General features: G+C 67.6%; 20 protein-coding genes. 5 read left to right on the forward strand and 15 right to left on the reverse strand.

Annotated elements, in window-relative coordinates:
• Positions 1-2 precede the first annotated feature (2 nt).
• From ASC79_RS10775 to ASC79_RS10840, 14 genes are all read right to left on the reverse strand, one after another.
• Positions 3-1,004 carry an ABC transporter ATP-binding protein gene (locus ASC79_RS10775; protein WP_056015677.1) on the reverse strand — a complete coding sequence of 334 codons (1,002 nt, stop codon included), beginning with the start codon at positions 1,002-1,004 and terminating at the stop codon, positions 3-5.
• Positions 1,001-1,987 (reverse strand): ABC transporter ATP-binding protein, encoded by a 987-nt coding sequence (locus ASC79_RS10780; RefSeq protein ID WP_056015680.1) that lies wholly within the window; start codon positions 1,985-1,987, stop codon positions 1,001-1,003. Before ASC79_RS10780 ends, ASC79_RS10775 begins: the two co-directional genes overlap by 4 nt.
• Complete coding sequence (locus ASC79_RS10785) at positions 1,984-2,811, reverse strand: ABC transporter permease (protein ID WP_056015685.1); 828 nt, start codon at positions 2,809-2,811, stop codon at positions 1,984-1,986. The genes ASC79_RS10780 and ASC79_RS10785 overlap by 4 nt, the downstream gene beginning before the upstream one ends.
• 4 nt (positions 2,812-2,815) lie before the next feature.
• Complete coding sequence (locus tag ASC79_RS10790; RefSeq protein ID WP_082532072.1) at positions 2,816-3,880, reverse strand: ABC transporter permease; 1,065 nt, start codon at positions 3,878-3,880, stop codon at positions 2,816-2,818.
• Between the two features lies 1 nt (position 3,881).
• Positions 3,882-4,910 carry an aldo/keto reductase gene (locus tag ASC79_RS10795; protein ID WP_082532073.1) on the reverse strand — a complete coding sequence of 343 codons (1,029 nt, stop codon included), beginning with the start codon at positions 4,908-4,910 and terminating at the stop codon, positions 3,882-3,884.
• 11 nt (positions 4,911-4,921) lie between these two features.
• Positions 4,922-7,069, reverse strand: coding sequence for a TonB-dependent receptor (locus ASC79_RS10800; protein ID WP_162244282.1), 2,148 nt, complete (start codon positions 7,067-7,069; stop codon positions 4,922-4,924).
• A 287-nt stretch (positions 7,070-7,356) separates the two neighbouring features.
• Positions 7,357-8,901, reverse strand: a complete 1,545-nt coding sequence (locus tag ASC79_RS10805; protein WP_056015691.1) for an ABC transporter substrate-binding protein — start codon at positions 8,899-8,901, stop codon at positions 7,357-7,359.
• An 88-nt stretch (positions 8,902-8,989) separates the two neighbouring features.
• Positions 8,990-9,520, reverse strand: a complete 531-nt coding sequence (locus ASC79_RS10810; RefSeq protein WP_082532076.1) for a flavin reductase family protein — start codon at positions 9,518-9,520, stop codon at positions 8,990-8,992.
• Positions 9,511-10,191, reverse strand: coding sequence for a hypothetical protein (locus ASC79_RS10815; protein WP_056826613.1), 681 nt, complete (start codon positions 10,189-10,191; stop codon positions 9,511-9,513). The genes ASC79_RS10810 and ASC79_RS10815 overlap by 10 nt, the downstream gene beginning before the upstream one ends.
• Before the next feature lie 467 nt (positions 10,192-10,658).
• A complete protein-coding gene (locus tag ASC79_RS10820) occupies positions 10,659-11,882 on the reverse strand; it encodes an acyl-CoA dehydrogenase family protein (protein WP_056015700.1) in 1,224 nt (407 codons plus the stop codon).
• A gap of 5 nt (positions 11,883-11,887) precedes the next feature.
• A complete protein-coding gene (locus ASC79_RS10825; RefSeq protein WP_056015703.1) occupies positions 11,888-12,178 on the reverse strand; it encodes a putative quinol monooxygenase in 291 nt (96 codons plus the stop codon).
• 74 nt (positions 12,179-12,252) lie between these two features.
• Positions 12,253-12,720, reverse strand: coding sequence for a GNAT family N-acetyltransferase (locus ASC79_RS10830; protein WP_056015705.1), 468 nt, complete (start codon positions 12,718-12,720; stop codon positions 12,253-12,255).
• Positions 12,721-12,732: 12 nt separating this feature from the next.
• Positions 12,733-13,026, reverse strand: a complete 294-nt coding sequence (locus tag ASC79_RS10835) for a hypothetical protein (protein WP_056015708.1) — start codon at positions 13,024-13,026, stop codon at positions 12,733-12,735.
• A gap of 102 nt (positions 13,027-13,128) precedes the next feature.
• Positions 13,129-13,824, reverse strand: coding sequence for a DnaJ family molecular chaperone (locus ASC79_RS10840; protein WP_056015712.1), 696 nt, complete (start codon positions 13,822-13,824; stop codon positions 13,129-13,131).
• A 70-nt stretch (positions 13,825-13,894) separates the two neighbouring features.
• Here ASC79_RS10840 and ASC79_RS10845 point away from each other — a divergent pair, with 70 nt between their 5' ends.
• The 4 genes from ASC79_RS10845 (at position 13,895) to ASC79_RS10860 (ending at position 22,363) form a co-directional block, all read left to right on the forward strand.
• A complete protein-coding gene (locus ASC79_RS10845) occupies positions 13,895-17,542 on the forward strand; it encodes a hydantoinase B/oxoprolinase family protein (protein WP_327082822.1) in 3,648 nt (1,215 codons plus the stop codon).
• Between the two features lie 22 nt (positions 17,543-17,564).
• Positions 17,565-18,164 carry a hypothetical protein gene (locus ASC79_RS10850; protein WP_156378232.1) on the forward strand — a complete coding sequence of 200 codons (600 nt, stop codon included), beginning with the start codon at positions 17,565-17,567 and terminating at the stop codon, positions 18,162-18,164.
• A gap of 196 nt (positions 18,165-18,360) precedes the next feature.
• Positions 18,361-19,044 carry a ParA family protein gene (locus ASC79_RS10855; RefSeq protein WP_162244283.1) on the forward strand — a complete coding sequence of 228 codons (684 nt, stop codon included), beginning with the start codon at positions 18,361-18,363 and terminating at the stop codon, positions 19,042-19,044.
• A 400-nt stretch (positions 19,045-19,444) separates the two neighbouring features.
• A complete protein-coding gene (locus ASC79_RS10860; protein WP_056015724.1) occupies positions 19,445-22,363 on the forward strand; it encodes a TonB-dependent receptor in 2,919 nt (972 codons plus the stop codon).
• Between the two features lie 63 nt (positions 22,364-22,426).
• Here ASC79_RS10860 and ASC79_RS10865 read toward each other — a convergent pair whose 3' ends face one another.
• The gene (locus ASC79_RS10865) at positions 22,427-23,356 is read right to left on the reverse strand and encodes a LysR family transcriptional regulator (RefSeq protein ID WP_056015727.1); all 930 of its coding nucleotides are present in this window, start codon (positions 23,354-23,356) and stop codon (positions 22,427-22,429) included.
• Positions 23,357-23,467: 111 nt separating this feature from the next.
• Here ASC79_RS10865 and ASC79_RS10870 point away from each other — a divergent pair, with 111 nt between their 5' ends.
• A complete protein-coding gene (locus tag ASC79_RS10870) occupies positions 23,468-24,073 on the forward strand; it encodes an FMN-dependent NADH-azoreductase (protein ID WP_056015729.1) in 606 nt (201 codons plus the stop codon).
• Positions 24,074-24,075 lie beyond the last annotated feature (2 nt).

Consider the following 24,075-nt stretch of genomic DNA (forward strand, 5'->3'; position numbering starts at 1 on the left):
GGTCAGAGACTTTCGGTGAGAGCGAGTTGGACCGGCGCGCCGGTCTGGGCCTCGCCGACGTCGGGAACGAGATGGCAGGCGACGAGATTGCCGCCCTCGGCTGGCCTCAGTTGCGGCGCCGCCTCACGGCAGCGGGGTTCGACCAGCGGGCAGCGTCCCTGGAAGAAGCAGCCCTGGGGCAGGTTGAGGTTGCTGGGCAGTTCGCCCTGCAGGACCGGCTTGTCGATGGCCTTGGTGGCGTCGGGATCGGTCGCCGGGGCCGCGGCCAGCAGCGCGCGGGTGTAGGGATGGCGGGGCGCCGACCAGAAGCTCTCACGCGCGCCCTGCTCGACGATGCGGCCGAGATACATCACCACCACCCGGTCGGCGATGTGCTCGACCACCGAGAGATCGTGGGAGATGAACAGGTAGGACATCTGCAGATCGCGCTGCAGGTCGCCCAGCAGGTTGATGACCTGGGCCCGCACGGAGACGTCCAGAGCCGACACCGGCTCGTCGCAGACGATCAGACGCGGGTTGAGGGCGATGGCCCGGGCGATGCCGATCCGCTGGCGTTGGCCGCCTGAAAAGGCGTTGGGGTATCGGCCATAGGCGTCCGCTGGCAGTCCGACCAGGGCCAGAAGCTCCTCGACACGCCGGCGGGTGTCCTTGGCCGACCAACCCGCCAGGCGCAGCGGCTGGCCGATGCTCTTGCCGATCGTGTGACGCGGATTGAGCGCGCTGCCGTTGTCCTGGAAGATCATCTGGACCTTCGGACGGATGGCGCGCAGCGCCTCCGCTCCCAGATGCGTGATCTCCTCGCCATCGAGCTCGATGCTCCCCTCGGCGCTCGGAACCAGCCGCAGGATCGCCTTGCCGAGGGTCGACTTGCCGCAGCCGGACTCGCCGATCAGGCCGACCGTCGTGCCTGGCTCGATCTCGAGATCCAGACCGTTGACCGCGTGCACCACGCCCTGCCCAGTCGGGAGCCTGACGTGAAGATCCTTGACGCTGAGCAGGCTCATGCGCTCGCCTCCCCATCAAACCAGCACTCGACCTCATGGCGGCGGCCGACGATCCGCCGGGCCGGAGCCGTCGTGCGACAGATGTCCAGCGCGCGATCGCATCGGCCAGCGAAGGCGCAACCGGGCGGGCGATCCGCATAGGACGGGACGACGCCCGGAATCTCGGGCAGCCGCTCACCAGCCGGCGCCCGCCGCGTCAGCGCCAGAAGACCCTGGGTGTAGGGATGGCGGGGCGCGCGGAAGATCTCGCGCACCGGGCCTTCCTCGATGATCCGGCCCGCGTACATCACGGCGACGCGGTCGGCCATTTCCGCGACCACGCCGAAATCGTGGGTCACGATGAGGAGCGCCATGCCGGTCTCCTCCTTCAGGCGCTGCAACAGTTGCAGCACCTGGGCCTGAATGGTCACGTCGAGCGCCGTCGTCGGCTCGTCGGCGATCAGCAGCCGCGGATGTCCGGCGATCGCCATCGCGATGACGATCCGCTGGCACATGCCGCCCGACAGTCGATGCGGATACTCCCCCAGCCGCGTCTCAGGATCAGGGATACGCACCAGGCGCATGAGCTCGAGCGCCCGCTCGCGCAGCGCCTCGCGCGGCAACGCCGCATGGGCGCTGATCGCCTCGTACAGCTGGGCCCCGATGGTCATCAACGGATTGAGCGCGCTCATCGGGTCCTGCGAGATCAGCGCGATGTCGCGCCCGCGCAGCGCATTCATCTCGCGCTCGCGCAGGCGCAGGATGTCGCGTCCATCCAGCCGGACCTCGCCTCCCGTCACCCGCGCCTGCCCCTTGGGCAACAAGCGGATCATCGACAGGGCGGCCAGCGACTTTCCGCAACCCGACTCCCCTACGATGGCCACCGTCTCGCCGCGGCCGATCGAGAGGTCGAGCGAGAGCACGATGGGCGTCTCGCCGGCGGCGGTGCGTACGGCGGTGGAAAGGCCCCGCGCCTCGATGAGCGCCGGCTCGGCCAAGGTCATCGCAGCCTCCGTGGATTGAGAACGTCGTTGAGGCCGTCGCTGACCAGGCTGAGCGCGAAAACCGTAAGCACGATGGCCACGCCCGGGATCGCGCAGACGTACCAGGCGGTGCGGATCAGCCCCCTGCCCTCGCCGATCAGGCGGCCCCAGGTGGTCACCGACGGGTCCCCGAGCCCCAGGAAGGAGAGCCCGGACTCCGCCAGGATGGCGCCGGCGATGCTGAGGGTGGAGACCGCCAGCACAGGCCCGATGGCGTTGGGCAGGATCTCGCCGAAGATGATCTGCAGGTCGCCCATGCCGATGGTCCGGCCGGCCAGCACGAAGTCGCGCTTGCGCCAGGTCAGGAACTCGCCGCGCGTCAGGCGCGCGATCGACTCCCAGGAGATCAGGCCGATGGCGAGCACCACGAAGATGAGTTGCGGCCCGACGAACGACACCACCGCCAACAGGAAGATGAGGCCGGGGATGGTCTGGAACAGTTCGATCAGGCGCGTGAAAGACGCCCCGACGACGCCGCCATAGTAGCCGGCGATCGCGCCGACGGTGACGCCGATGAGGATCGCCGTGCAGGCGGCGGCCACACCGATCAGCAGCGTGGTGCGCGCGCCATGGACCAGCATCGCCAGCATGTCGCGACCGAGCGCGTCGGTGCCCAGCGGGAAGCCCGGCGTGAACGGCGCAGACAGCGCCGGCCCGACGATCCGCAGCGGATCCTCGGGCGAGATCACCGGCGCCAGCAGGGCGACGAGCAGCACCAGGCCCAGCAGGATCAGGCCTGCGAGGGCCAGCCGGTTCTGCGAGAAGCGACGAAGGAAATCGATCATGCCGCTAGTCCAGCGCGATGCGCGGATCGAGCCACGCGTAGAGGGCGTCGATCACGAGGTTGACCAGGATGACGACGAGGGCGCTGAGGATGATCACCCCCAGCACCATGGGATAGTCGCGGGCCACCACGGCGTCGTAGAGCAGGCTGCCGATGCCCGGCCAGTTGAACACCGCCTCGACCACCACCGAGCCAGAGAAGACCGTCGCGAACTGCAGCCCTAGTACGGTGACGATCGGCAGCAGCGCATTGCGGAAGACGTGGCGCAGCGCCACCGCCTGTTCCGACAGCCCCTTGGCCCGCGCGGTCTTCACATAGTCGGCGGCCGCGGCCTCGATCATCGCCGCGCGCGTCACCCGCAGATAGATCGCCGACTGATGCAGGCCCATGGCGACGGCCGGCAGGATCAGGTGCTTGGCCACGTCCAGAACGCCGCCGACGAAGCCGAAGTCGCCGCCGATCGTCCGCATGTCGCCGATCGGCAGCCACCCAAGCACGACTCCGAACAGCACGATCAGCATGATGCCCAGCCAGAAGCCTGGCGCGGCGAACAGGAAGACGCCCGCCAGCGACAGCACCCGATCGAGCGTGCTGTTGGGCCGCGAGGCGGCCAGGACGCCCGCTGCGACCCCGGAGATCAACGCCACCAGCAGGCCCGTGACCATCAGGATCAGGGTCGCCGGAAGGTGATGCAGAATGGCCTCCAGCACCGGCATGTTCTGCCGATAGGAGAAGCCCAGGTCGAATTGGGCGATCGCCTGCAGGTACCTGAGCCATTGGATCCAGAGCGGTTGGTCCAGGCCGTAGGTCACGGTCAGGCGGTCGATCATCGCCTGGTCGGAGATCTGCATCTCCGAGGACATGATCTCGACGAAGCTGCCCGGCGCCGAGTGGATCAGGAAGAACGTGCTGGTGATGATCACCAGCATCAGCGGCAGGACATGGGTGAGCAGGCGCAGCCCCACTCGGCGCGCGACGTTCAGGCCGCGTGAAGCGGTCGACGTCCGCGTCGCGCCCTCGAAGCGCAAGGGATCCGAGAACGGCGTCGGCAGGGTGCGCTTGCCCGCCATATCAGTCTTCCGCCCGGCCGAGCGCGGCGGCGATCGCAACCCGTGACGCGGCGTTGTGCGAGGGCACCGTCTCCCGACCGAACTGCGGCGGCTGAGCCACGTAAGGCTCCTCCAGTCGCGCGATCTCCTCTGGCGTCAGCACCACATCGAGGGCCGTAACGGCGTCGGAGATGTGGTTGAGCTTCGTGGCGCCGACGATCGGCGCGGTGACGCCGGGGCGCGACAGCAGCCACGCGAGCGCGACCTGGGCCGCCGGCGCGCCGCGGGCCTCGGCGACTTCCAGAACGCGATCGACCACGGCCTCGTCTTCGGGACGGGCGAAGTCCTTCACCACCTCCGACCGCTTTGTGCCGCGCCGGCGCGAACCGGTCAGCAGACCCCGCGCCAGCGGGCTGTAGGGAATGACGCCGACGCCCTGGTCGAGGCACAACGGGATCATCTCCCGCTCCTCCTCCCGATAGAGGAGGTTGTAGCGGTTCTGCATGGTCACGAACTTGGTCAGGCCATTCTGCTCGGCCAGGGCCTGCAGCTTGGCGAACTGCCACGCGTACATGCTCGAGGCGCCGATGTGCAGGACCTTGCCCTCGCGGACGAGGCCATGCAGCGCCTCCAGCAGCTCTTCCGGCGGGGTCGTCGGGTCGAGGCGATGGATCTGGTAGAGGTCGATGTAGTCGGTCTTCAGCCGGCGCAGCGAGGCCTCGACCGCGTGGCGGATGTGCTTTCGCGACAGGCCCCGCTGGTTGACGTCGGGCCCCATGGCGCCGAACACCTTGGTGGCGATGACGACGCGTTCGCGATCGACGCCCAGTTCCTTGAACACATCGCCCTGGATCGTTTCGGCGAGACCGGTCGAATAGGAGTCGGCGTTGTCGAAGAAGTTGATCCCCGCCTCCAGGGCCGCCTTGTAGAACGGCAGCGCTTCGGAGGGCGGCAGGGCCCAGGGCATCCAGTCGGTCGAGCCGTAGCTCGAACAACCGAATGCGATGCGGGAAACCTTCAGGCCAGTCCGGCCAAGATTGACGTACTGCATGTCGCTCGCCCTCAGTAAGCGTAGCGGACGCGCACGAACCAGGTGCGCGGATCCGAATAGGTGGTGGCGTTGGACGAGGTGACGCCGTTGCCGCGGGTGCCGCCGGTGTCGAACTGGTCGTTCAGCAGGTTGCGAACGGTGAACGAGAACCGCCAGTTCTGCGCGCCCTCCGGTTGGAAGCTCGCCGACAGGTTCACCAGCTCCTGCGCCTCGGCCGCGGCCGAGACGGTGTTGGGGCCGTCGATGAAGTACTCCGAGCGGTTCACGTACTCCGCGCCGACCCGGTACTCGCCGAACCTGTTGAACGGCAACACGTAGTCGACCGACACGAAGTGCGACCACTCAGGCGCGTTCTGGACCTTCTTGCCCACGAATTGCGCGGTGTTGGTCGCCGCACCGCCCGCGCTCAGGACTTCGGAGTCCATGAAGGAGATGTTGTACAGCAGCGAGAGGCCCGAGACCGGCAGCCATGTGGTTTCGAGCTCGAAGCCCTGGGTCTCGACCTCGCCCAGATTGATGCGGTGGCTGACGTTGTTCTCGTCGAGCGCCGTGGCCTGGTAGCCTTTGATCTTGTTGTGGAACACCGCGAGGTTGGCGCGCAGGCTGCGATTGAAGAAGTCGGTTTTCAGGCCGGCTTCGATCGCCGTCACGTACTCAGGATCGTACGGCAGTCCGGCGGCTTCCTTGGAGTTGGCCCGCCCGTCGAAGCCCCCGGCCTTGAAGCCCTTGGAGTAGGTCAGATAGGCCAGGACATGGTCGTTGGCCCGCCAGTCGACACCAAGCTTCGGCGTGAACGAGTTCCAATTCTGCCAGTCACGGTAGATCGTGTAGTTGATCGGAAGGTACTGGCCCTGGGCGTTCCGCTCGTCGCCGGTGAAGCGGAAGTTGTGCTTCTCGGCCGTATAGCGCGCGCCGGCGATAACGCTGATGGACGGCGTCAACTCATAGGTCGCCTGCCCGTAGACCGAGTAGTTCTTGGTCACCTCGGCCGAGTCCTGCAGCGTCGTTCGCGCTTGCAGGAATTCGTTGCGGTAGGGCAGCAGCGCGTGGCTGCTCAGCGGGGAGTAGCCTGTCCGGTAGGAGCGGAAGTTGTCGTAGAGATAGAACAGTCCGCCGACGACGTTCAGGCGATCGCCGTTGTAGAGATACTGGAGTTCCTGGGACCAGTTCTCGTTCCGGTGATCGGAATAGGTTCGGTTGATCGCGTTCGCGCCGCCGTCCTGATCGTAATAGCCCGGCTGCTTGAAGGCGCGATACGAGGTGATCGAGCGCAGCGAGGTGTTCTCGGTCAGGTCATAGGTGGCCCGGATCGAGGCGCCGCCCAGCTGGGTGTGGTTGCTGATCGGCCATTCCGAGTAGTTGACCTTCTTGTTGATCACCCCGCCCGGCTGCACCCGCGTCTGCTTCGGGGTCGGGTCGCCGTTGTCCTCGAAGTAGTCGGCGGCGAACAGGATCGCGAGCTTGTCGGTGGCGTTGTAGTTGACCTTCAGGCGGATCGCGTCCGTCTGCACGTCGCCGACATACTCGTCGTTGGTGACGTTGTAGACGAAGCCGCGACGCTCCCGGTGAATGAACGACAGGCTGGCGGCCAGCTTGTCCTCGATGATCGGACCGGAGATGCCCGCCCGGATGATGTTGGCGGAGTAGTTGCCGGCCCCGACCTCGAAGAAGGTCTTCAAGTCATTGTCCGGAAGGCGCGTCGTCACCTTGATGGCGCCGGCCGAGGAGTTGCGGCCGTAGAGCGTGCCCTGGGGGCCGCGCAGCACCTGTATGTCCTGGACGTCGTTCAGCTCGAAGGTGCCGCCGATCGGCCGCGAGATGTAGACATCATCGACATAGGTGCCGACCGTCTGATTGGCGATTGAGTCCGACTCGCCGATGCCGCGGATGTAGTAACTGGTCTGCGAGTGCTGCAAAGCCGTCGGCGCGGCCAGACCCGGGATTCGGGTCACGACGTCGCGAAGGTTCTCGACCGCCCGCAGTTCCAGCGTCTGAGGCGTGACCACGGTGATCGCGATCGGCGTATCCTGAAGCTTGGCCTCACGGAACTCGGCGGTGACCAGGACTTCCTCGACCGTGGCGGCGTCGAGCGCCTCTTCTGCGAAGGCTGGACCTGCGGCGCCCGCCGCCAGGACCAAAGCTACTGCCGTCGATGACATCCACCGACCAGATACGGGCCGCAACATACTCGTACGCTCTCCACGATAGCGGACCGTTCAGCGCGCTTGCCCACGCCGTCGCATCCTTGTCAGGCCCTGCGGCCCCCCGAATTCATACCTGCTGGATAGAGTTTAAAATCGGCCGCGGGAAGAGGGTTCGAGCACCAGTTTTCCTCTTGATATCGTTTAGTTTTTTATCCTCGAGAGACGCCCGCGAACGCGCACGCGTTTCACCCGCCGCGCCGATGTGGCGGGCGGGCGAACAAGCCTTCGATCCGTGGAAACAGTCAGCTCTTGGAGATGTCACCCCAGGAGTCGGTCGCGATGCTGGCCGCGTTCGAAGCGATCTTCACCGAGGTCTTCTGGATGATGTGCGTCGGCCACTCGACCAGGGGCACGATCGGCGCATCGCGCAGGATGATGCGGGCCGCATTCAGGGTCTCGGCCTTGCGGCGCGCCGGATCGACCTCCTGCTTGATCTGGTCGAAGATCGCATCGAGCTCGGGGTTCGAGTACCGCGCCGAATTGCGGAAGATCAGCCCCTTCTTGATCCCCGCCGTCCCAAACACCAGCGGCAGGTCGGGGATGGGGTCGTTATAGGTGCCCCCGCCCTGGCTGTAGGCCACGTCGAAGTCGTAGTCGGTGTAGAGCGCCTTCAGCGAGTTGGCGCGATCTGGGACTCGGAGCGTTGTGGCGATCCCGAGATCCTCGAAGGCCTGCTTGAGATACGCTCCAGACTTGCCGTTCTCCTCCGACCAGCCCGAGGCGAGCAGATTCAGCTTGAAGCGCTCAGCGCCAGCGCGACGGGGATAGCCGGCCTCGGTCAGCAGCCGGTCGGCCAGGGCCGGGTCGAACGGGTACTTCGGGATATCGGGATCGAAGTAGAGCCGGTTGCTGGTCAGGATCGGTCCCGCCGCCGGCTTGGCGTACCCGTAGTAGACGGTGCGGGAGATGAAATCGCGGTCGACCGCATGCAGCAGCGCGCGTCGCACCCGCGGGTCGGAGACGACGGGATTGCGAGTGTTGAAGTGCAATCCGAGCGGCGCGCCTTGATCCTCGAAACTGACGGACAGCTGAGGATTGGCCTGTAGCCGCTTCAGGTCGCCCAAAGGCGCCGGATTGTGCACGCCGATGTCGAGTTGGCCGGTCTCGAACGCCGCGGCGCGGGAGGCTGGCTCGCGCCACCAGCGGACGATCAGCTTGTCCAGTTTCGGTTGGCCGGGGATCCAGTAAGTCGGGTTCTTCACGAACTCCGCATGCGACCCGCGCACCCACTGGGAGAATTTCCAAGGACCGGTTCCGACCGGTGCATTGTTCACCGGGTTCAGCAGCAGATCTGTCCCGGCATAGAGATGCTTGGGCAGGATGTAGTTGGCGCCGTCGCTGAGCAGATATCCGACGCTGAACTCCGGGACGGGGCGGTCGAAGCGGACCACGACGCCCAGCGGCCCGGTGGCCTCGACCCCGGCCAGGAAGTCGAGGATCGTCTGCGGGAAGAACGGCTTCCAGTACGCCTTGATCGTCCAGACCACGTCCTCGGAGGTGAACGGTTTCCCGTCGTGCCAGGTCACATTGGACCGAAGGTTCAGGGTCACCGAGCGATGGTCGGGAGCGATGCTCCAGCTCTCCGCCAGCACCGGAGAGAAGGTCTGATCGCGGTTGTAGCGGGCCAGGCGCTCAAGCACCTTCGAGCCGGTAAAGCCAGGGCCGCCGCCGCCGCCGCCCGGCGCGAACATCGTGTGCGGCTCAGGGTAGCCGGTCGTCGCGGTCAGCGAACCGACGTTGCCGCCGCCGGCCGCCTTCTCACCGCCCCCGCATGCAGCCAGCGCCATACCGGCTCCGCCGACAGGGATGAGAGATAGAAGCGAGCGACGGGAAAACATAAACGACCTCGAAGGTGTCACTAAACTGAATAGCGGGTTAGGCCGCCGGCTGGGGGTCCTGCACCAGGCCCGCGAAGTTGCGCTCGAAGTAGAGCAGCGGCGCGCCCGGCTGGCTGGCGACCTCCAGAACCTCGGCGATGAGAATGGTGTGCTCGGCCGCACGGATCCGATGCTCGATGGCGAGATCGAAACGGGCCACGCCGCCGGAGTAGCGTGGCGCGAATGGGTCGTTCAGCCGCCAGGCAGGCGACTTGAAGCGCCGCCCCAGAACGTCCGAGGCCGCAAAGAGCTGGGCCTCATCCAGGTCCGCCTCGGCGAGCGCGACGGCGGCGCACCGGCCAGCCTTCAGGAGGGCGTCATGAGCCGAAGCCGCACGCCTTACGCTGAACAACAGCCGCGGCGGATTCACCGACAGGCTGACCAGAGACGTGGCCGCCAGACCGACAGGCGCGCCGTCCGCCCAGCACGTGATCAGGGTGACGCCGCTGGCGAGCCGCGCCATTCCATCGCGCAGGCGGGCCTCGTCCAGCCGTGACGGCGCCGGAGCCAGAGCCTGTACTAGGCCCATGACAGCAGCGCCCGAGCTTCGGGAGCCCGCTGCTCCTCACGCTCTTCACGCCGCCAGACGTCCGACAGCAGTTCGACATGAGCGGCCTGTTCGACCTGAAGCACGAGCTCGGTGAGTTGCAGGATCCCCGTGCCGACCAGCACCGCGCCGCCCTGCTCGTGCACGACGCCGGCATAGTTGTTGTCCAGCGCCGGACCGAGCGCGGCGACAGCAGAGCCGTGGCCGTAAACCCACACGCCCTGATGAAGGCTCGACCGGGCCAGGGGCATGTGAGCGAATGGCAGGTTGCGCCCGCCCCGCGCCCAGGCGTCGAGCCGGGGGCTGTTGAACCGCGCGATGGCGTTCAGGTCCTCGCGGCGCTGGAAGAGATCGATGTACTCGTCCACGGGCGCGCGAGCCGCACGCTCTCCCGCCACGAGCTGGCCGTCCGGGTCCAGGACCGTGACCTTCGGCTCCAGTGAGACCGACCACAGGCCCGGATGGCCCAATCGCACGATCTGCCCCTCCCCCGGACCGCGGAGGATGAAGTCGAGTTCGGCGGCAGGATGAACGGGACCGACATCCCTGAACACGCGAAAGGCGCGCGCCGCATCCAGGCGCGTCGCGCCCAGGAAATCCTGGAGGCGCACATCCAACGCCACCAACTCAAGACCGACAGGCGTCCGGCGCATGAAATTCTCTCTCTAGAGGACCGACCCTATATTCCTATAATTCCGATAGGAACAATATTACAAGGCCGCTTGTCTCGAAAAATGCGGCAGGCGGGGTCCCACCTGCGGGCGCTCGGTGTCCTGGCGGCGTCGCGGGCGCCGACCTCTGTTTTCTGGAAGCGGACACCCTGATGGACCGCAGACGTGGACCACCGGGACCAAATGCCGGCCGGAGACGCCCTAGCTGGAGCAGGCGTGCGCCCGCGCGAGGAGGTCGGAGATCGAGCTCCCGCTTCCATCTTGTCGGAGAGATCCGCGTGCAACTGGCCGCCAGGCGGCCTGCACTGGCTCCATGAGCCAGGTCGCCAACCATTTTGAGGCGACAAGGCCATCGCTATGGCTCGGCCATGACCTCGATCTGGTCGAACAGCTTTTTCATACGGTTTTCAGCAGGTTACGGGCGACCCGCAACCTGCTGAAAAGGCCCGCTACAGGCCCAGCACCATCTTGGCCATGATGTTGTGCTGGATCTCGTTGGAGCCCGCATAGATCGAGGTCTTGCGGTAGTTGAAGTAGGTCGGCGCGAGCGTGGCCGCATAGTCCGGCCCGGCCCGCGGTTCGTTGCGCTCGCCGCGGATCTCGGCCCAGGTGTCGCGCACGAACGGCTGGGCGTAGATCCCCGCCGCCTCCAGCGCCAGTTCGGTCACCGCCTGCTGCGCCTGGCTGCCCTCCAGCTTCAGCATGGAGGACGCCGCCCCCATCGCCTCGCCGGACGAGCGCGCCGAGAACATCCGCAATTCGGTAGCGTTCAGCACATCAACCTTGATCTGCATCTCGCTGAGTTTCTTGCGGAAATCCGGATCGTCGATCATCCGCCCGCCGCCGTCCGACGGCTCCAGGCTGGCGATCTTGCGCACCTTGTTGAGCTGGTTGGTCAGGCCGGCCGCATAGGGATTGCCGCGCTCGAACTGCAGCAGGTACTTGGCGTAGGTCCAGCCCTGGCCTTCCTCGCCGATGCGGTTGGCGACCGGCACCCGCACGTTCTCGAAGAACACCTGGTTGATCTCCTGGTCGCCCTCGGGCGGGCCGTCCAGGGTCGGCAGGGGCACGATGGTGATCCCCGGCGTATTCATCTCCAGCAGCAGGAACGAGATGCCCTTCTGGCGGATATCCTCATTCGAGGTCCGCACCAGGCAGAACATCCAGTCCGCCCACTGGGCGTAAGTTGTCCATATTTTTGAACCGTTTAGGACGTAATGATCACCGTCCCTCTCAGCCTTCATGGACAGCGAGGCGAGGTCCGAACCCGAACCCGGCTCCGAATATCCCTGGCACCACCAGACGTCGGTGGAGAGGATCTTCGGCAGATGCTGGGCCTTCTGCTCGGGGGTCCCGAACGCCATCACCACCGGGGCGCACATCTTCAGCCCCATGTTCGAGGTCGAGGGCGCGCCGGCCAGGGCCATCTCCATGTCGAAGATGTACTTCTGGGCGTGGCTCCAGCCGGTGCCGCCGTATTCCTTCGGCCAGTCGGGCGCGATCCAGCCCCTGTCGTTCAGCCGCTTGAGCCAGCGGACCTGACCGGCCTTGTCGATGTGGGCGTTCTTCGATTGCGCCGAGTGCGCCCGCATGTCGTCGTCGAACGCCTCGGCGATGAACGCGCGCACCTCGTCACGGAACGCCAGATCTTCCTTCGAGAATTCGAGATCCATGGTCCCTACTCCACGGCGTCGAGGTACTCGATCTCGGGACGGCCGCCCATGCAGGGGCCCATCTTGGCGCCGGCGGCCTTGAAGTAGTCGGTGCCGCCGTGGGCCTTCAGGGCGTCTTCGTCCTTGTAGAGCTCCAGCACCTTGTAGACCGTCGGGTCGGTGCGGCTCTTGGTCAGCTGGTAGGCGATGTTGCCCGGCTCGTTGGCCCGGACCTGCTTGGCGAGATCGATGAAGATCGCCTCGAACTCGGATTGCTTGCCGTCCTGGACCTTGAGGGTCGCCACCACGCCGATCATGCCGTTTTCTCCCAACGATTGTTTGAATGGGAGCCTAGAGGCGGCGTGGCCGTCGGGCAAGCCGCGACGCAGGGTCAATCCAGCAGCTTCTCCAGCAGCAGGGTGGTCAGCCCGCTGTCCCACTCCTGGTCGGGATAGCTGTCGATCTCGCGATAGCCGAGCGCCGCATAGAACGCCCGCGAGCGGGTGTTGAAGGTGTCGGTCTCCAGCCGCGCCGCCGCCCGCCCGGCCGCGGCGATCGCCTGCTCGGCGTGGGCCAGCAGCGCCCGCCCAACCCCGTGTCTCTGCGCCGCGCCGGTCACATGCAGGGCGTGGATGAAATCGCCGTCCCAGTGAACCATGCCCAGGACCTGCTCGCCCTGCGCCGCCACGACGAAGGCCTCGGCCTTCTGCGCGACATAGGCCCTGGCCGGCTGCTCGCGCCGGCGCCTGGCCAGCGCTTCGGGACGCAGCTGCGGCGCCCAGGTCGACTCGAAGGTGTCGTCCAGCACGGCGATCACCCCGGCGGCGTCGCCGGGGCGGAAGGGTCTCAAGATGAACATGGGATCAGGCGCCTAGCGCCCCTGGCGCTCGTTCCAGCCATAGGCCACCCAGTGGTGGCCGCCGAGGTTGCGCGCTTCGATCACGCCGTCGTCGCGCTGCTGGGCGCGGGCCTTCTTGGCGCGCAACGCCAGACCCGCCAGGGCCAGCAGGGCCGAGGCCATGACCGCGATCACCACCACCGTGGCGGCGAAGAAAACGGCGAGCACCGCGCCGACCGCGACAGCGGCGGCGGTGGCCAGAGCCCCTCCGACCGCGGCGAACCCGCGAAGGGTCGAGCCGTGTTTCCTGGCGAATTCGCGAACCATGCGCTTCCTCAAGGGCGCCGCTTGCTACGGCTAAACGAATAATTTGGTCGGACGATCCCCGACGTCAACGAGAACACGACAAAACACGACAAAGTGGCTGCATCATGCCGCACCTTCGAGCGCCATCGCCCGGCGTTCGCGCATGATGTCGTCAAACGCCGCGTTGATCGCCGCAGACTTCGCCTCGGCGACCTCGATGAACTCGCTGGGCAGCCCGCGGGCGCGAGCGCGGTCGGGGTGGGCCTCGGACAGCGCCGCCTTCCAGACCGCGCGCACCTCGGCGTCCGACGCATCGTGCGCCACGCTCAGCACGCCGTACGGATCGTCCGCGCCGATCCCCAGGTGCACCGCCTTCAGCCGGCGGAACACCAGCGGCGAGAACCCGAACAGGTCCGAGACCTGCTCCAGGTACTCCAGCTCGTCGGCGCTCACCACGCCGTCGGCGGCGGCGATATGGAAAAGGCCGTCCAGCACGTCTTCCAGCAGGGTGGGACAGTTCGCGTAGCGCTTGGCCAGCCGGCGCGCATAGCTCTCGAACCCGCGCGTCGTCTGGCGGGCCAGGTCGTAGAGCCGGTGGATGTTGCGCTCGGAGGCGGCGTCCGGCTGGAACACCTGCGAAAACGCGTCGAACTCGCCGACGCAGGCGCGACCGTCAGCCTTCGCCAGCTTCGCGCCCAGCGCGGTGACGGCGGTGGAAAAGGCGGGATCCTCACCCGGCCGGGTGGCAGGGCAATCGGCGCAGTCACCAGCATCGGGCTTCTTGACTGCGAGCCCAGCAATGTTGCGCCAGAAGCTCATGGGAGTATCCAAGCTGTAAGGCCCGCCGTCGGTCCTGACAATGCAGATCGCCCCCGCGAAAGGTTACAGTTTGGACAGGCTTTGGAGCTTCTGGATCGATCGCGGCGGCACCTTCACCGACGTCATCGCCCGCGCCGACGACGGCCAGGAAGTCTCCCTCAAGCTGCTGTCCGCCTCTCCGGCCTACGAGGACGCCGCCGTCGAGGCGATGCGCCGGGTCCTGGGCGCGGCGGCCGGTGAGCCGTTCCCCGCCGCCCGCGTCCGCGCGATCAAGATGGGCACGACCGTCGCCACCAACGCCTTGCTGGAACGGGCCGGCGCCAAGACCCTCTTCGTCACCACCGCCGGGTTCGCCGACGCCCTGGTGATCGGCGACCAGGCCCGCCCCGATCTCTTCGCGCTCAACATCGTTCGGCCCGACCCGCTCTATTCGGGGGTCGTCGAGGCGAGCGAGCGGCTCGCCGCCGACGGCGCCGAAGTGACCGCGCTGGACGAGGCCGCCCTCCTTGCCGCCCTGACGGCCGCCCACGCCGAGGGCTTCACCTCCGCGGCGATCGCCTTCCTGCATGCCGACCTCAATCCGGCCCATGAGCGCCGGGCCGGCGAACTGGCCAGGGAGGCGGGTTTCGAGTTCGTCGCCCTCAGCCATGACGTCTCGCCCCTGCCCCGCTTCGTGCCGCGCGCCGAGACGACGGTGGCCGACGCCTATCTGACCCCAATCCTGCAGGCCTATGTCGAGCGGGTGGCAGACGCGGTCGAAGGCGCCCCGCTCTACTTCATGACCTCGGCCGGCGGTCTGGTCCGCGCGCAAGCGTTCCGCGGTCGCGACGCCGTGGTCTCCGGACCGGCCGGAGGCGTCGTCGGCGTCGCCCGCACCGCCCAGGCGGCCGGCGCCGACCAGGCGCTCGGCTTCGACATGGGCGGCACCTCCACCGACGTCTGCCGCTATGCCGGCCTGCTGGAGCGCCGCGACAGCGCCCGCATCGCCGGGGTCAGGCTGCGTAGCCCGATGCTGGACGTCGAGACCGTCGCGGCCGGCGGCGGTTCGATCCTGGCCTTCGACGGCCTGCGCGCCCGGGTCGGGCCGCAGAGCGCCGGCGCCAATCCCGGCCCGGCCGCCTATGGCCGCGGCGGCCCGGCCACCGTCACCGACGCCAACTTGGTGCTCGGCCGGCTCGATCCGCGCTTCTTCCCGCCGATCTTCGGCCCCAACGCCGACGCCCCGCTGGACGTCGCGGCCGCCCGCGCCGCGCTGCAGACGCTCGCCCAGGCCATGGGCGCGCTCAGCGTCGAAGCGGCCGCCGAGGGCTTCGTGGCCATCGCCGTCGAGCAGATGGCCCGCGCCACCGACCGTATTTCCACCGAACGCGGGTTCGATCCGCGCGACCACGTGCTCACCGCATTCGGCGGCGCGGCCGGCCAGGTGGCCTGCGAGGTCGCCGAAGCGCTCGGCCCCTCCCAGGTCATCTGCCCGCGCTACGGCAGCGTGCTCTCGGCCTGGGGCATCGGCCAGGCCCAGGTCTCCAGCCTGCGGCAGGTCGGCGTCGACGCCGTGCTCGACGCCGCCGGCCTCGCCAGCGCCGAAGCCGCCGCGCGGGAGGCCGACACCGCCGCCCGGTCCGCCCTGGCCGACCAGGGCGCGCAGGCCCGCGAGGTCCGCCAGATCCTGCGGCTGCGCTACGAAGGCGCCGACGCCGAACTGCCGATCGCCCTCGGCCCGCTGGCGCAGGTGAAGGCCGCCTTCGAGGCCGCCCACAAGCGCCTGTTCGGCTTCATCGAGGCGAACCTCCCCATCGTCATCGCCTCGGTGGAGGCGGAGGCCGTGAGCGGCGCGTCAACTCCCTCTGCCCAGACATGGGGAGAGGGTGGGGTGAGGGGCGCGTCGCAAGGCGACGCAACGCAACCTCTCCCAATCGCCAGCCCAGCCGAGAGCCCGCCCTCACCCGACCCTCTCCCCCCGCGGGACGGGGGGAGAGGGAACATGACCCGCATCTTCTTCCACGGCGCCTGGCACGATGCGCCCATCATCGCCGCCGACGACCTGACCACGGCCCAAGGTCCGGCCCTGATCGTCCGCGCCGACACCCAGATCGCGCTCTCGCCTGGCTGGAGCGCGACCCGAGCTCCGGACGGCATGGTGCGGCTGGAGCAGGCCGGCCGCCGCAAGGCTGCGGCCCTGGCGCTAGACAAGCCCGACCCCGTCACCCTCGAACTCTTCAACAAGCGCTTCATGGGCGTCGCCGAGGCGATGGGCGCGGCCCTGGAGCGCACGGCGCACTCAGTGAATATCAAGGAGCGGCTCGACTTCTCCTGCGCCCTGTTCGACTCCGACGGCGGGCTGGTCGCGAACGCCCCGCACATGCCCGTGCACCTGGGTTCGATGGGCGCCAGCGTGCGCGCCGTCCGCGACCGCCACGCCCGCCTGCATCGCGGCGAGGCCTTCGCCCTCAACAATCCCTATGCGGGCGGCACCCATCTGCCTGACATCACCGTGGTCATGCCTGTGTTCGTGGGCCAGGCCGCCCAGCCCGATTTCTACGTCGCCGCGCGGGGGCACCACGCCGACGTCGGCGGCATACAGCCGGGCTCCATGCCGCCCTTCTCCCACACCCTGGAAGAAGAGGGCGTGCTTTTGGACGCCCTGCCGATCATGGCTGGCGGCGTCTTCCTGGAAGACGCCGTGCGAACGGCGCTCACCGCCGGCCGCTATCCGTCGCGCGCGCCAGATCGCAATGTCGCCGACCTCAAGGCCCAGATCGCCGCGTGCCAGGCGGGCGCAGGCGCGGTCAGCGCCATGATCGAGACCTACGGCGGCGACGCGGTCGCCGCCTACATGCGCTTCGTCCAGGCCAACGCCGCCGCTTCGGTCCGCCGCGCGGTCGGCAAGCTCCGCGACGGGCAGGCGCGGGTGCCGATGGACGGCGGCGGCGAGATCGTCGTCACCACCACCGTCGATGCGGCGGCCGGCGAGGCGGTGCTGGACTTCCGCCAGTCCGCCGACCAGCTCGGCTCCAACTTCAACGCCCCTTCGGCCATCGTCGACGCCGCCGCGCTCTACGTGTTCCGCAGCCTCGTGGACGACGACATCCCGCTCAACGCAGGCTGCCTGGAGCCGCTGAAGATCCTCACCCGCGACGGCTCCATGCTCGCCCCGCGCTTTCCGGCGGCCGTCGTCGCCGGCAATGTCGAGACCAGCCAGCACGTGGTCGACGCGCTCTATGCCGCGCTGGGGGTGATGGCCAACGCCCAGGGTTCGATGAACAATTTCACCTTCGGCGATGAAACCCGGCAGTACTACGAGACCATCTGCGGCGGCGCCGGCGCGACCGCCCAGCGCGCCGGGACCAGCGCCGTCCACACCCACATGACCAACTCGCGCCTCACCGACCCGGAGATCCTCGAGCGCCGTTTCCCGGTGCGCGTGGAAAGCTTCGCGATCCGGCGCGGGTCGGCCGGCGCCGGCGCCATGGCCGGCGGCGAGGGTTCGCACCGCCGGATCCGCTTCCTGGCCCCGATGGAGGCGGCCCTGCTCTCCACCCGCCGCGACCATGCGCCCCAGGGAATCGCCGGCGGCGGGGCCGCCCAGGCCGGCGCTCAGCGTTTGATCGCCGCCAATGGCGCGGTAAAGGAACTACCGGGCTGTTTTTCGCTTACAGTCGAGCCCGACGACATTATCGAGATCGAGACCCCCGGGGGCGGGGGTTTCGGGGCCGCCTGATCCCATCTTTCAACGAGGTTCCATGTCAGCGCTACTCATCGCTCTCGCCCTTATGGCCGTCGACCAGGCGGCCGAGCCCGCCACGGCCGACGCAGCGACGCCTGCTGGCGTGGAAGAGCTCCCCTGGCCGGTGGGGGCGCCGCGTGACGACTACGGGCTGGTGTCCTGGTGCCACGGCGCGCTGACCGGGTATCTTGAGCTGCATGATCAGGTGATGCCCGAAGTCACCCGCATCGAGACCGCCTATCGCCCGCCGGGCCGCTCGGTGGCCGAGGACCTCAAGGTCTACGCCGACATGCAGAAGCAGAGCCGCAAGGACCTCAAGGCCTTCGAGCGCGCCATCGAGACCGCCGAGAAGGCCAGCATCAAGCCGCTCGGCCCGATCGGCGCCGCCGCGATCAAGAAGGGCCAGTCCGTCTGGGCCGGCGCCCCGAACCTGACCAAGGCGCGCCTCGCCCAGGAGTGGATGAGCTGGTCGCTCCCGGTGCGCTGCAGTCCCACCGCCGAGCGCCTGGAGAAGAACGCCAAGCTGCTCGGCGCGGCCTTCGACCCCACAGCCGGAATGGAATCGGCCGCCGCCGACGCCGAGACCCCGCCTCCGGCCGAAGCCCCGACCAGCTGAGTCCAGGCGAACTCGGCAGATGCGGCGCGAATGGGTCCCGGTCTTGCTTCGCAAACCGGGATGACACGCCGATCCGGCAAGCTCGTCCCGCCCCTAGGACAAAGTAGCGCCGCATACCCGCTCGATAGTCCGGCTGCTGAGCGCTATGGTTTACGCCCAGGTCCCGCCGGGGGGCGCCTCAATCAGAGAGATCGGCTTGCCGACAGTCGCCTTTGTCAATCCGAAGGGCGGCGCGGGGAAAACCACCGCGGCGCTGCTTCTCGCCCTCGGCCTGGTCGAGCGCGGGCAGCGCGTGGCGATGATCGATTCCGATCCCAACAAGCCGCTGGTGCACTGGGCCTCGCTGCCCGGCCGCCCCGACAAGATCAGCATCCATCCCGCCCCGATGATGGAAGACATGCGCGACGCCCTGCGCGAGGCGCAGCGCAAGCAGCCCGATTGGCTGATCCTCGACACCGAGGGCTCGATCCGTGGGGCCATGGCCTTCACGACCATGCGCCTGGACCTGGTGGTGACGCCGCTCGCCGCCTCGCAGCTTGAGGCGATCCAGGCGATCAAGGCGGCGGAAATGGTGACCCAGTTCGGGCGCCGCGCCGGCCGCCCCCTGCCCCACCGCTGCCTGCTGACCCGGGTGCCCGCCGCCCTGCGGCCGCGCTCGCTGAAGGAAGTCGTCGCTCAGCTGCGCACCTGCGACATCGAGATCCTGCCCACGCCGCTCATCGAGAAGGAAGCGTTCCGCATCCTGTTCGCCATCGGCGGCGGCTTCGACCAACTCGAGGCCAGCGGCGTCAGCGGCGTCCCAGCCGCCCGCGCCAACGCCGAGGCTTACCTCGTCTCGATCCTCGACCTGCTGGCAAAACCTACCGAAACGTCAAACTAGCTCGCTTCGCGGAATCCCAGACGAACGCTAGGATTCTCGCCGAACGGCGTTCCCACGCCGGTTTTCCCACCATACCTGGTCGTTGAAAACGAATTCCGCCCCCCTGTGGCGCGGAAGCGACATTTTCGGGCGCCACAGCCAATTCGACAGGCACACCAAAACTAGTCGCTGATTTTTATAGGAAAATTCGACCGCAATTCGAATTGTCGGTACGATTTGGCGAATAAGTCAAAAATTTCGCCGCCATTTTTGCGATAACGGCATTCGATTACGACGATGTAGCGGCGTTATTCTTTCCGTGACGGAAAAGAGACTTGCGTTTCCTGGGCTCGGCCGCTTTTTCCTGCGCCACGTTAAGACGACAATTCGACGTATAACGTAGTTATATTAGGGGAAACGAATGTTGCATTGTAGGTACCTCGCAGGAGCCTCCTCCCTCGCGCTCCTGGCGGTCCTCGGGCTCGCCGGCCCTGCCAGCGCGCAAGACGATTCGGTCGCGGTCGAAGAGATCGTGGTCACCGGCTCCTTCATCGCGGGCTCGCCGGAAAACGCTGCTCTGCCGGTTAATGTCATCGGCCAAGACGAAATGCAGAAGCAGGGCACGCCCAGCACTGTCGATCTGCTGAAGTCGATCCCGGCCGTGTCCGGCGTTCTCGGCGAAGCCAACCAGTACGCCGCCGCCCAGTCGACCGGCGTGGGCAACGTCAACCTGCGCGGCCTCGGCGCCGAGCGCACCCTGGTGCTGATGAACGGCCGCCGCATGGCGATCTCGCCCGGCGCGATCTACGTCGACACCAACATGATCCCGACGGCTGCGATCGGCCGCGTGGAAGTGCTGAAGGACGGCGCCGCCGCGACCTACGGCTCCGACGCCGTCGCCGGCGTCGTGAACTTCATCACCCGCAAGAACCTCAACGGCCTCGAAGTCTCGGGCAACTACTCGTACATCGACGGTACCGATGGCGACTACACTCTGAGCGCCGCCTACGGCTGGCAAGGCGATAACGCCGACATCCTGCTGACCGCCGGTTACCGCAAGCGCACCCCGCTGCCAGTCACCGAGCGTGACTTCGCGATGCGTTCGCTCACCGAGAACCCGCAAGGCGGCTGGTCGAGCTTCGGCAATCCCGGCACCTACCTGACCAGCGGCAACGGCGGTGTGACCTACACCAGCGCGCTGCAAGATCCGGGCTGCGCGACCATCACCGGTCCGGGTTGCCAGTTCCAGTTCATCGGCTTCAACAACCTGATTGAAGAAGAAGAACACTGGCAGCTGTACGGCGAGATCAACGTCGACCTCACCGAGAAGACCAAGTTCCACGCCGAAGTGCTGTACGCGGCCCACGACGTGCCGCAGGAACACTCCTCGCCGTCCTATCCGCCGAACAACTTCCCGACCTCGGCGCTGACCGGCAAGATCCAGCCGAACGGCTTCTTCATCCCGGCGGCCAACCCCGGCCTGCAGGCGATGCTCGGCCAGCTGACCCCGGCTCAGGCCGCCGCGGCCGCCAACGGCCTCTTCACCTCGATCGCCTGGCGTCCGATCGGCGTCGGCGGCAACGACCTGTTCGGCGGCGGCGCGAAGCACGACAAGCGCTACTTCGAGACCTACCGGATCTCGGCTGGCCTGAAGGGCGAGTTCGACTATGCCGGCGGCATCGGCTGGGACGCGGCCGTCACCTACATGGACTCCAACTCCGAAGTGGCGACGTCCGACATCCTGGTCGGCAAGCTGCAGCGCGCGATGCAGGGCTTTGGCGGCGACAACTGCCAGGGCACGACCGCGGGCGCCAACGGCTGTCTGTGGTTCAACCCGTTCTCGACCGGCGTCGCCAGCAACGTGATCGACGGCCGCACCAACCCGGGCTACGTCGCCTCCACGGCCAACAGCCGCGAAGTGCTCGACTACATCTTCGGTGAGTACGGCTACAAGCAGCGCTCGCGCATGTTCACCGCCGACCTGGTGTTCAACGGCCAGGTTGAAGGCGTCGACTTCGGCGCCGGCCCGCTGGCCTGGGCCGCCGGCGGCCAATACCGCTGGAGCGGCGTTGAGCGTCAGAACAACGACGACACCAACATCGCCGTCAGCCCCTGCGCCGACTCGTCGGTGAACCCGGGCGCGACCTGCGTCGCCCAGAACGGTCCGTTCAGCTTCTTCGGCGCCCTGGCCGACTACGACCTCGACTACTCGGTCGGCGCGGCCTTCGTCGAAATGCAGATGCCGTTCACCGACACCCTCACCGGCACCCTGGCGGTCCGTTACGAGGACTACGGCGGCAACATCGGCGCGACCACCAACCCGAAGGTCGCTCTGAAGTGGCAGGCCACCGACTGGCTGGCGTTCCGCGCCTCGGCCGGCTCGACCTTCCGCGCCCCGCCGCAGACCCAGATCGCCGCGACCGCCACCACCAACCTGTCGTACACCACCGCGGCCGGCGGCTATCGCGCCTATGATCTGTGGGGCAACCCGAACCTGGAGCCGGAAAAGGCCCAGACGATCAACCTCGGCGCCCTGTTCGACTTCGGCGACTTCCGCGCCTCGGTCGACTACTGGTCGTTCGACTTCGAAGGCCCGATCCGTTCGGAAAGCGGTTCGCAGATCGTCAACGCGATCTTCCCGCAAGGCGGTACGATCCCGAACCCGCGGGCGGGTGAGCCGGGGCAACCGGCGACCATCATTGCGCCGAACAACTGCGGCGTCGCGGCCTTCGCCGCGCTGCAGAACCGCATCTCGTTCAACGGCGCCTGCTCGGCGGCGAACATCAACCGGGTCCGCCACAACTTCGTGAACGGTCCGGACGTGAAGACCAGCGGTATCGACTTCTCGGCCAACTACACGGCCCGCGACGTCATCGGCGGCGACATGAACTTCGGCGCCGACGTCACCTACGTCCTGGAATACGTGGTCGCTCAGAACACGATCGAGGGCATCGTGACGGCCCCGGAAACCGACTACGTCGGCACCATGGACTACCTCGGCTACGGCTCGCAGCCGCAGTGGAAGGGCAGCGCCTTCGCCGAATACACCCGCGGCGAGCACAACCTGCGCTGGACCGTCCGCTACGTCGACAACATGATCGACACCCGTGGCGGCTCCTCGACCTTCGCGACCAACCAGAACGGCCGCAAGATCGACGCTTTCATCACGCACGACCTCGCCTACCGCGTGTTCCTGCCGTGGGAAACGACGCTGACGGCCTCGGTCATCAACGTGCTGGACGAAGAACCGCCGTTCGCCCGTCTTGACCTCAGCTACGACCCGTTCACGGCGAACCCGCTGGGCCGGTACTACAAGCTGGGCGTCACCAAGAAGTTCTAGAGGTCTTCCCCCTCGAGAACGCTGACTGGGGCGGTCGCTACGGCGACCGCCCTATTTTTTTGTCTAGACGGGCAGCCCCTCGGCGACCCGCCGCGCATAGCAGGCGTCCCAGGCTGGCTCGCCGCCGAACCGCTCGATCATCAGGTCGCTCAGCGCCCGCACCTTGGCCGGCATGTGCGTCGCCGGCGGCGGCCGCACCACGAACAGCCCGGCCGGCGGGGGCGGAAAGTCGAGCAGCAGCGGCACCACCTCGCCGCGGTCGATCGCCGGCCCCATCAGGAAGGTCGGCAGCATCGCGACCCCCAGCCCGGCCGCCGCGCCCGCCAGCACCGCCGGGCCGTTGTCGGCCTTGAACCGTCCCTCGGGCCGCACGGTGATCGTCCGCTTGCCGTCCATGAACCGCCAGACCTCCGAGCCGCTCATGACCGCCGGCAGGCTGTCCAGCTCCTCTGGCCGGCTCGGCGTCCCGTGCGCCTCCAGGAAGGCGGGGCTGGCGACCAGCGCCGCGCGGATCGGCGCGATCTTGCGCGCCACCAGGCTGGAATCCTCCAGCGTCCCGATCCGCACGGCGGCGTCATAGCGCTCGCCGATCAGGTCGACGAAGCGGTCGCTGTAGGAGACGTCGACCTGAAGCTTGGGATGGCGCACCGCCAGTTCGGCCAACACCGTCGACAGGTGGGTCATGCCGAACGACAGCGGCGCGGAGATGCGCAGGCTGCCGACGATCTCCTCGCCACGTTGAGCCAGGTCGTCGCGCGCCGCCTCCAGTTCGGCCAGCACCCGGTCGGCGCGCTCCTTGAACTCCACCCCGGCCTCGGTGACCGAGACCCCGCGGGTCGTACGGCTCAGCAGCTGGGCGCCCAGCTCGGCCTCCAGCCGCGCCACCCGCCGGCTGACCATCGACTTGGACAGCCCCAGCCGTTGGCCCGCGCGGCCGAAGCTCTGCGCCTCCACCACCTCGGCGAAGGCCTGGATGTCTTCGAGGTCGAGCATTTTGCGTTCCTGATTATGCAACAATCTGGTTCGAAATATCGGGCTACTGTTGCACCGTTCAAGACCTCACCTCTGTCGGCGTCGAATTCACCAACGCCCTGGAGGGCTGATATGTCCAACATCCTCGTTCTCAACAGCAGCGTCAGCGGCCAGGCCTCGATCTCGCGGCTGCTGGTCGCAGACGCCGTCACCGAGCTGACCGCCCGCGAGCCCGACGCCAAGATCGTGTTCCGCGACCTGGCCGCCGATCCGATCCCGCACCTGCTGCCCTCGACCGTGGCCGGCGTGCGCGCCCAGGCCTCGACCCCGGCCGAGCAGGAAGCCCGCGCCCTCAGCGACAAGCTGATCGCCGAACTGCGCGCGGCCGACGTCATCGTCATCGGCGCGCCGATGTACAACTTCAGCATCCCGACCAACCTGCGCTCGTGGTTCGACCACGTGCTGCGGGCCGGCGAGACCTTCCGCTATTCCGAGGCTGGCCCCGAAGGCCTGCTGACCGGCAAGAAGGTGATCGTCGTCGAGAGCCGCGGCGGCCTCTACAGCGAAGGCCCGGCCCAGGCCATCGACTTCCAGGAGCCCTACCTGCGCCAGCTGCTCGGCTTCATCGGCCTGACCGACGTGACCTTCATCCGCGCCGAGAAGATCGGCTACGGCCCTGAAGCCCGCGACCAGGCCCTCGCCGACAGCCGGGCCGCGCTCGCCAACATAGCGGCGTAACG

Origin of the sequence: Phenylobacterium sp. Root1290, from assembly GCF_001425305.1 — a bacterium.
Classification (GTDB): domain Bacteria; phylum Pseudomonadota; class Alphaproteobacteria; order Caulobacterales; family Caulobacteraceae; genus Phenylobacterium.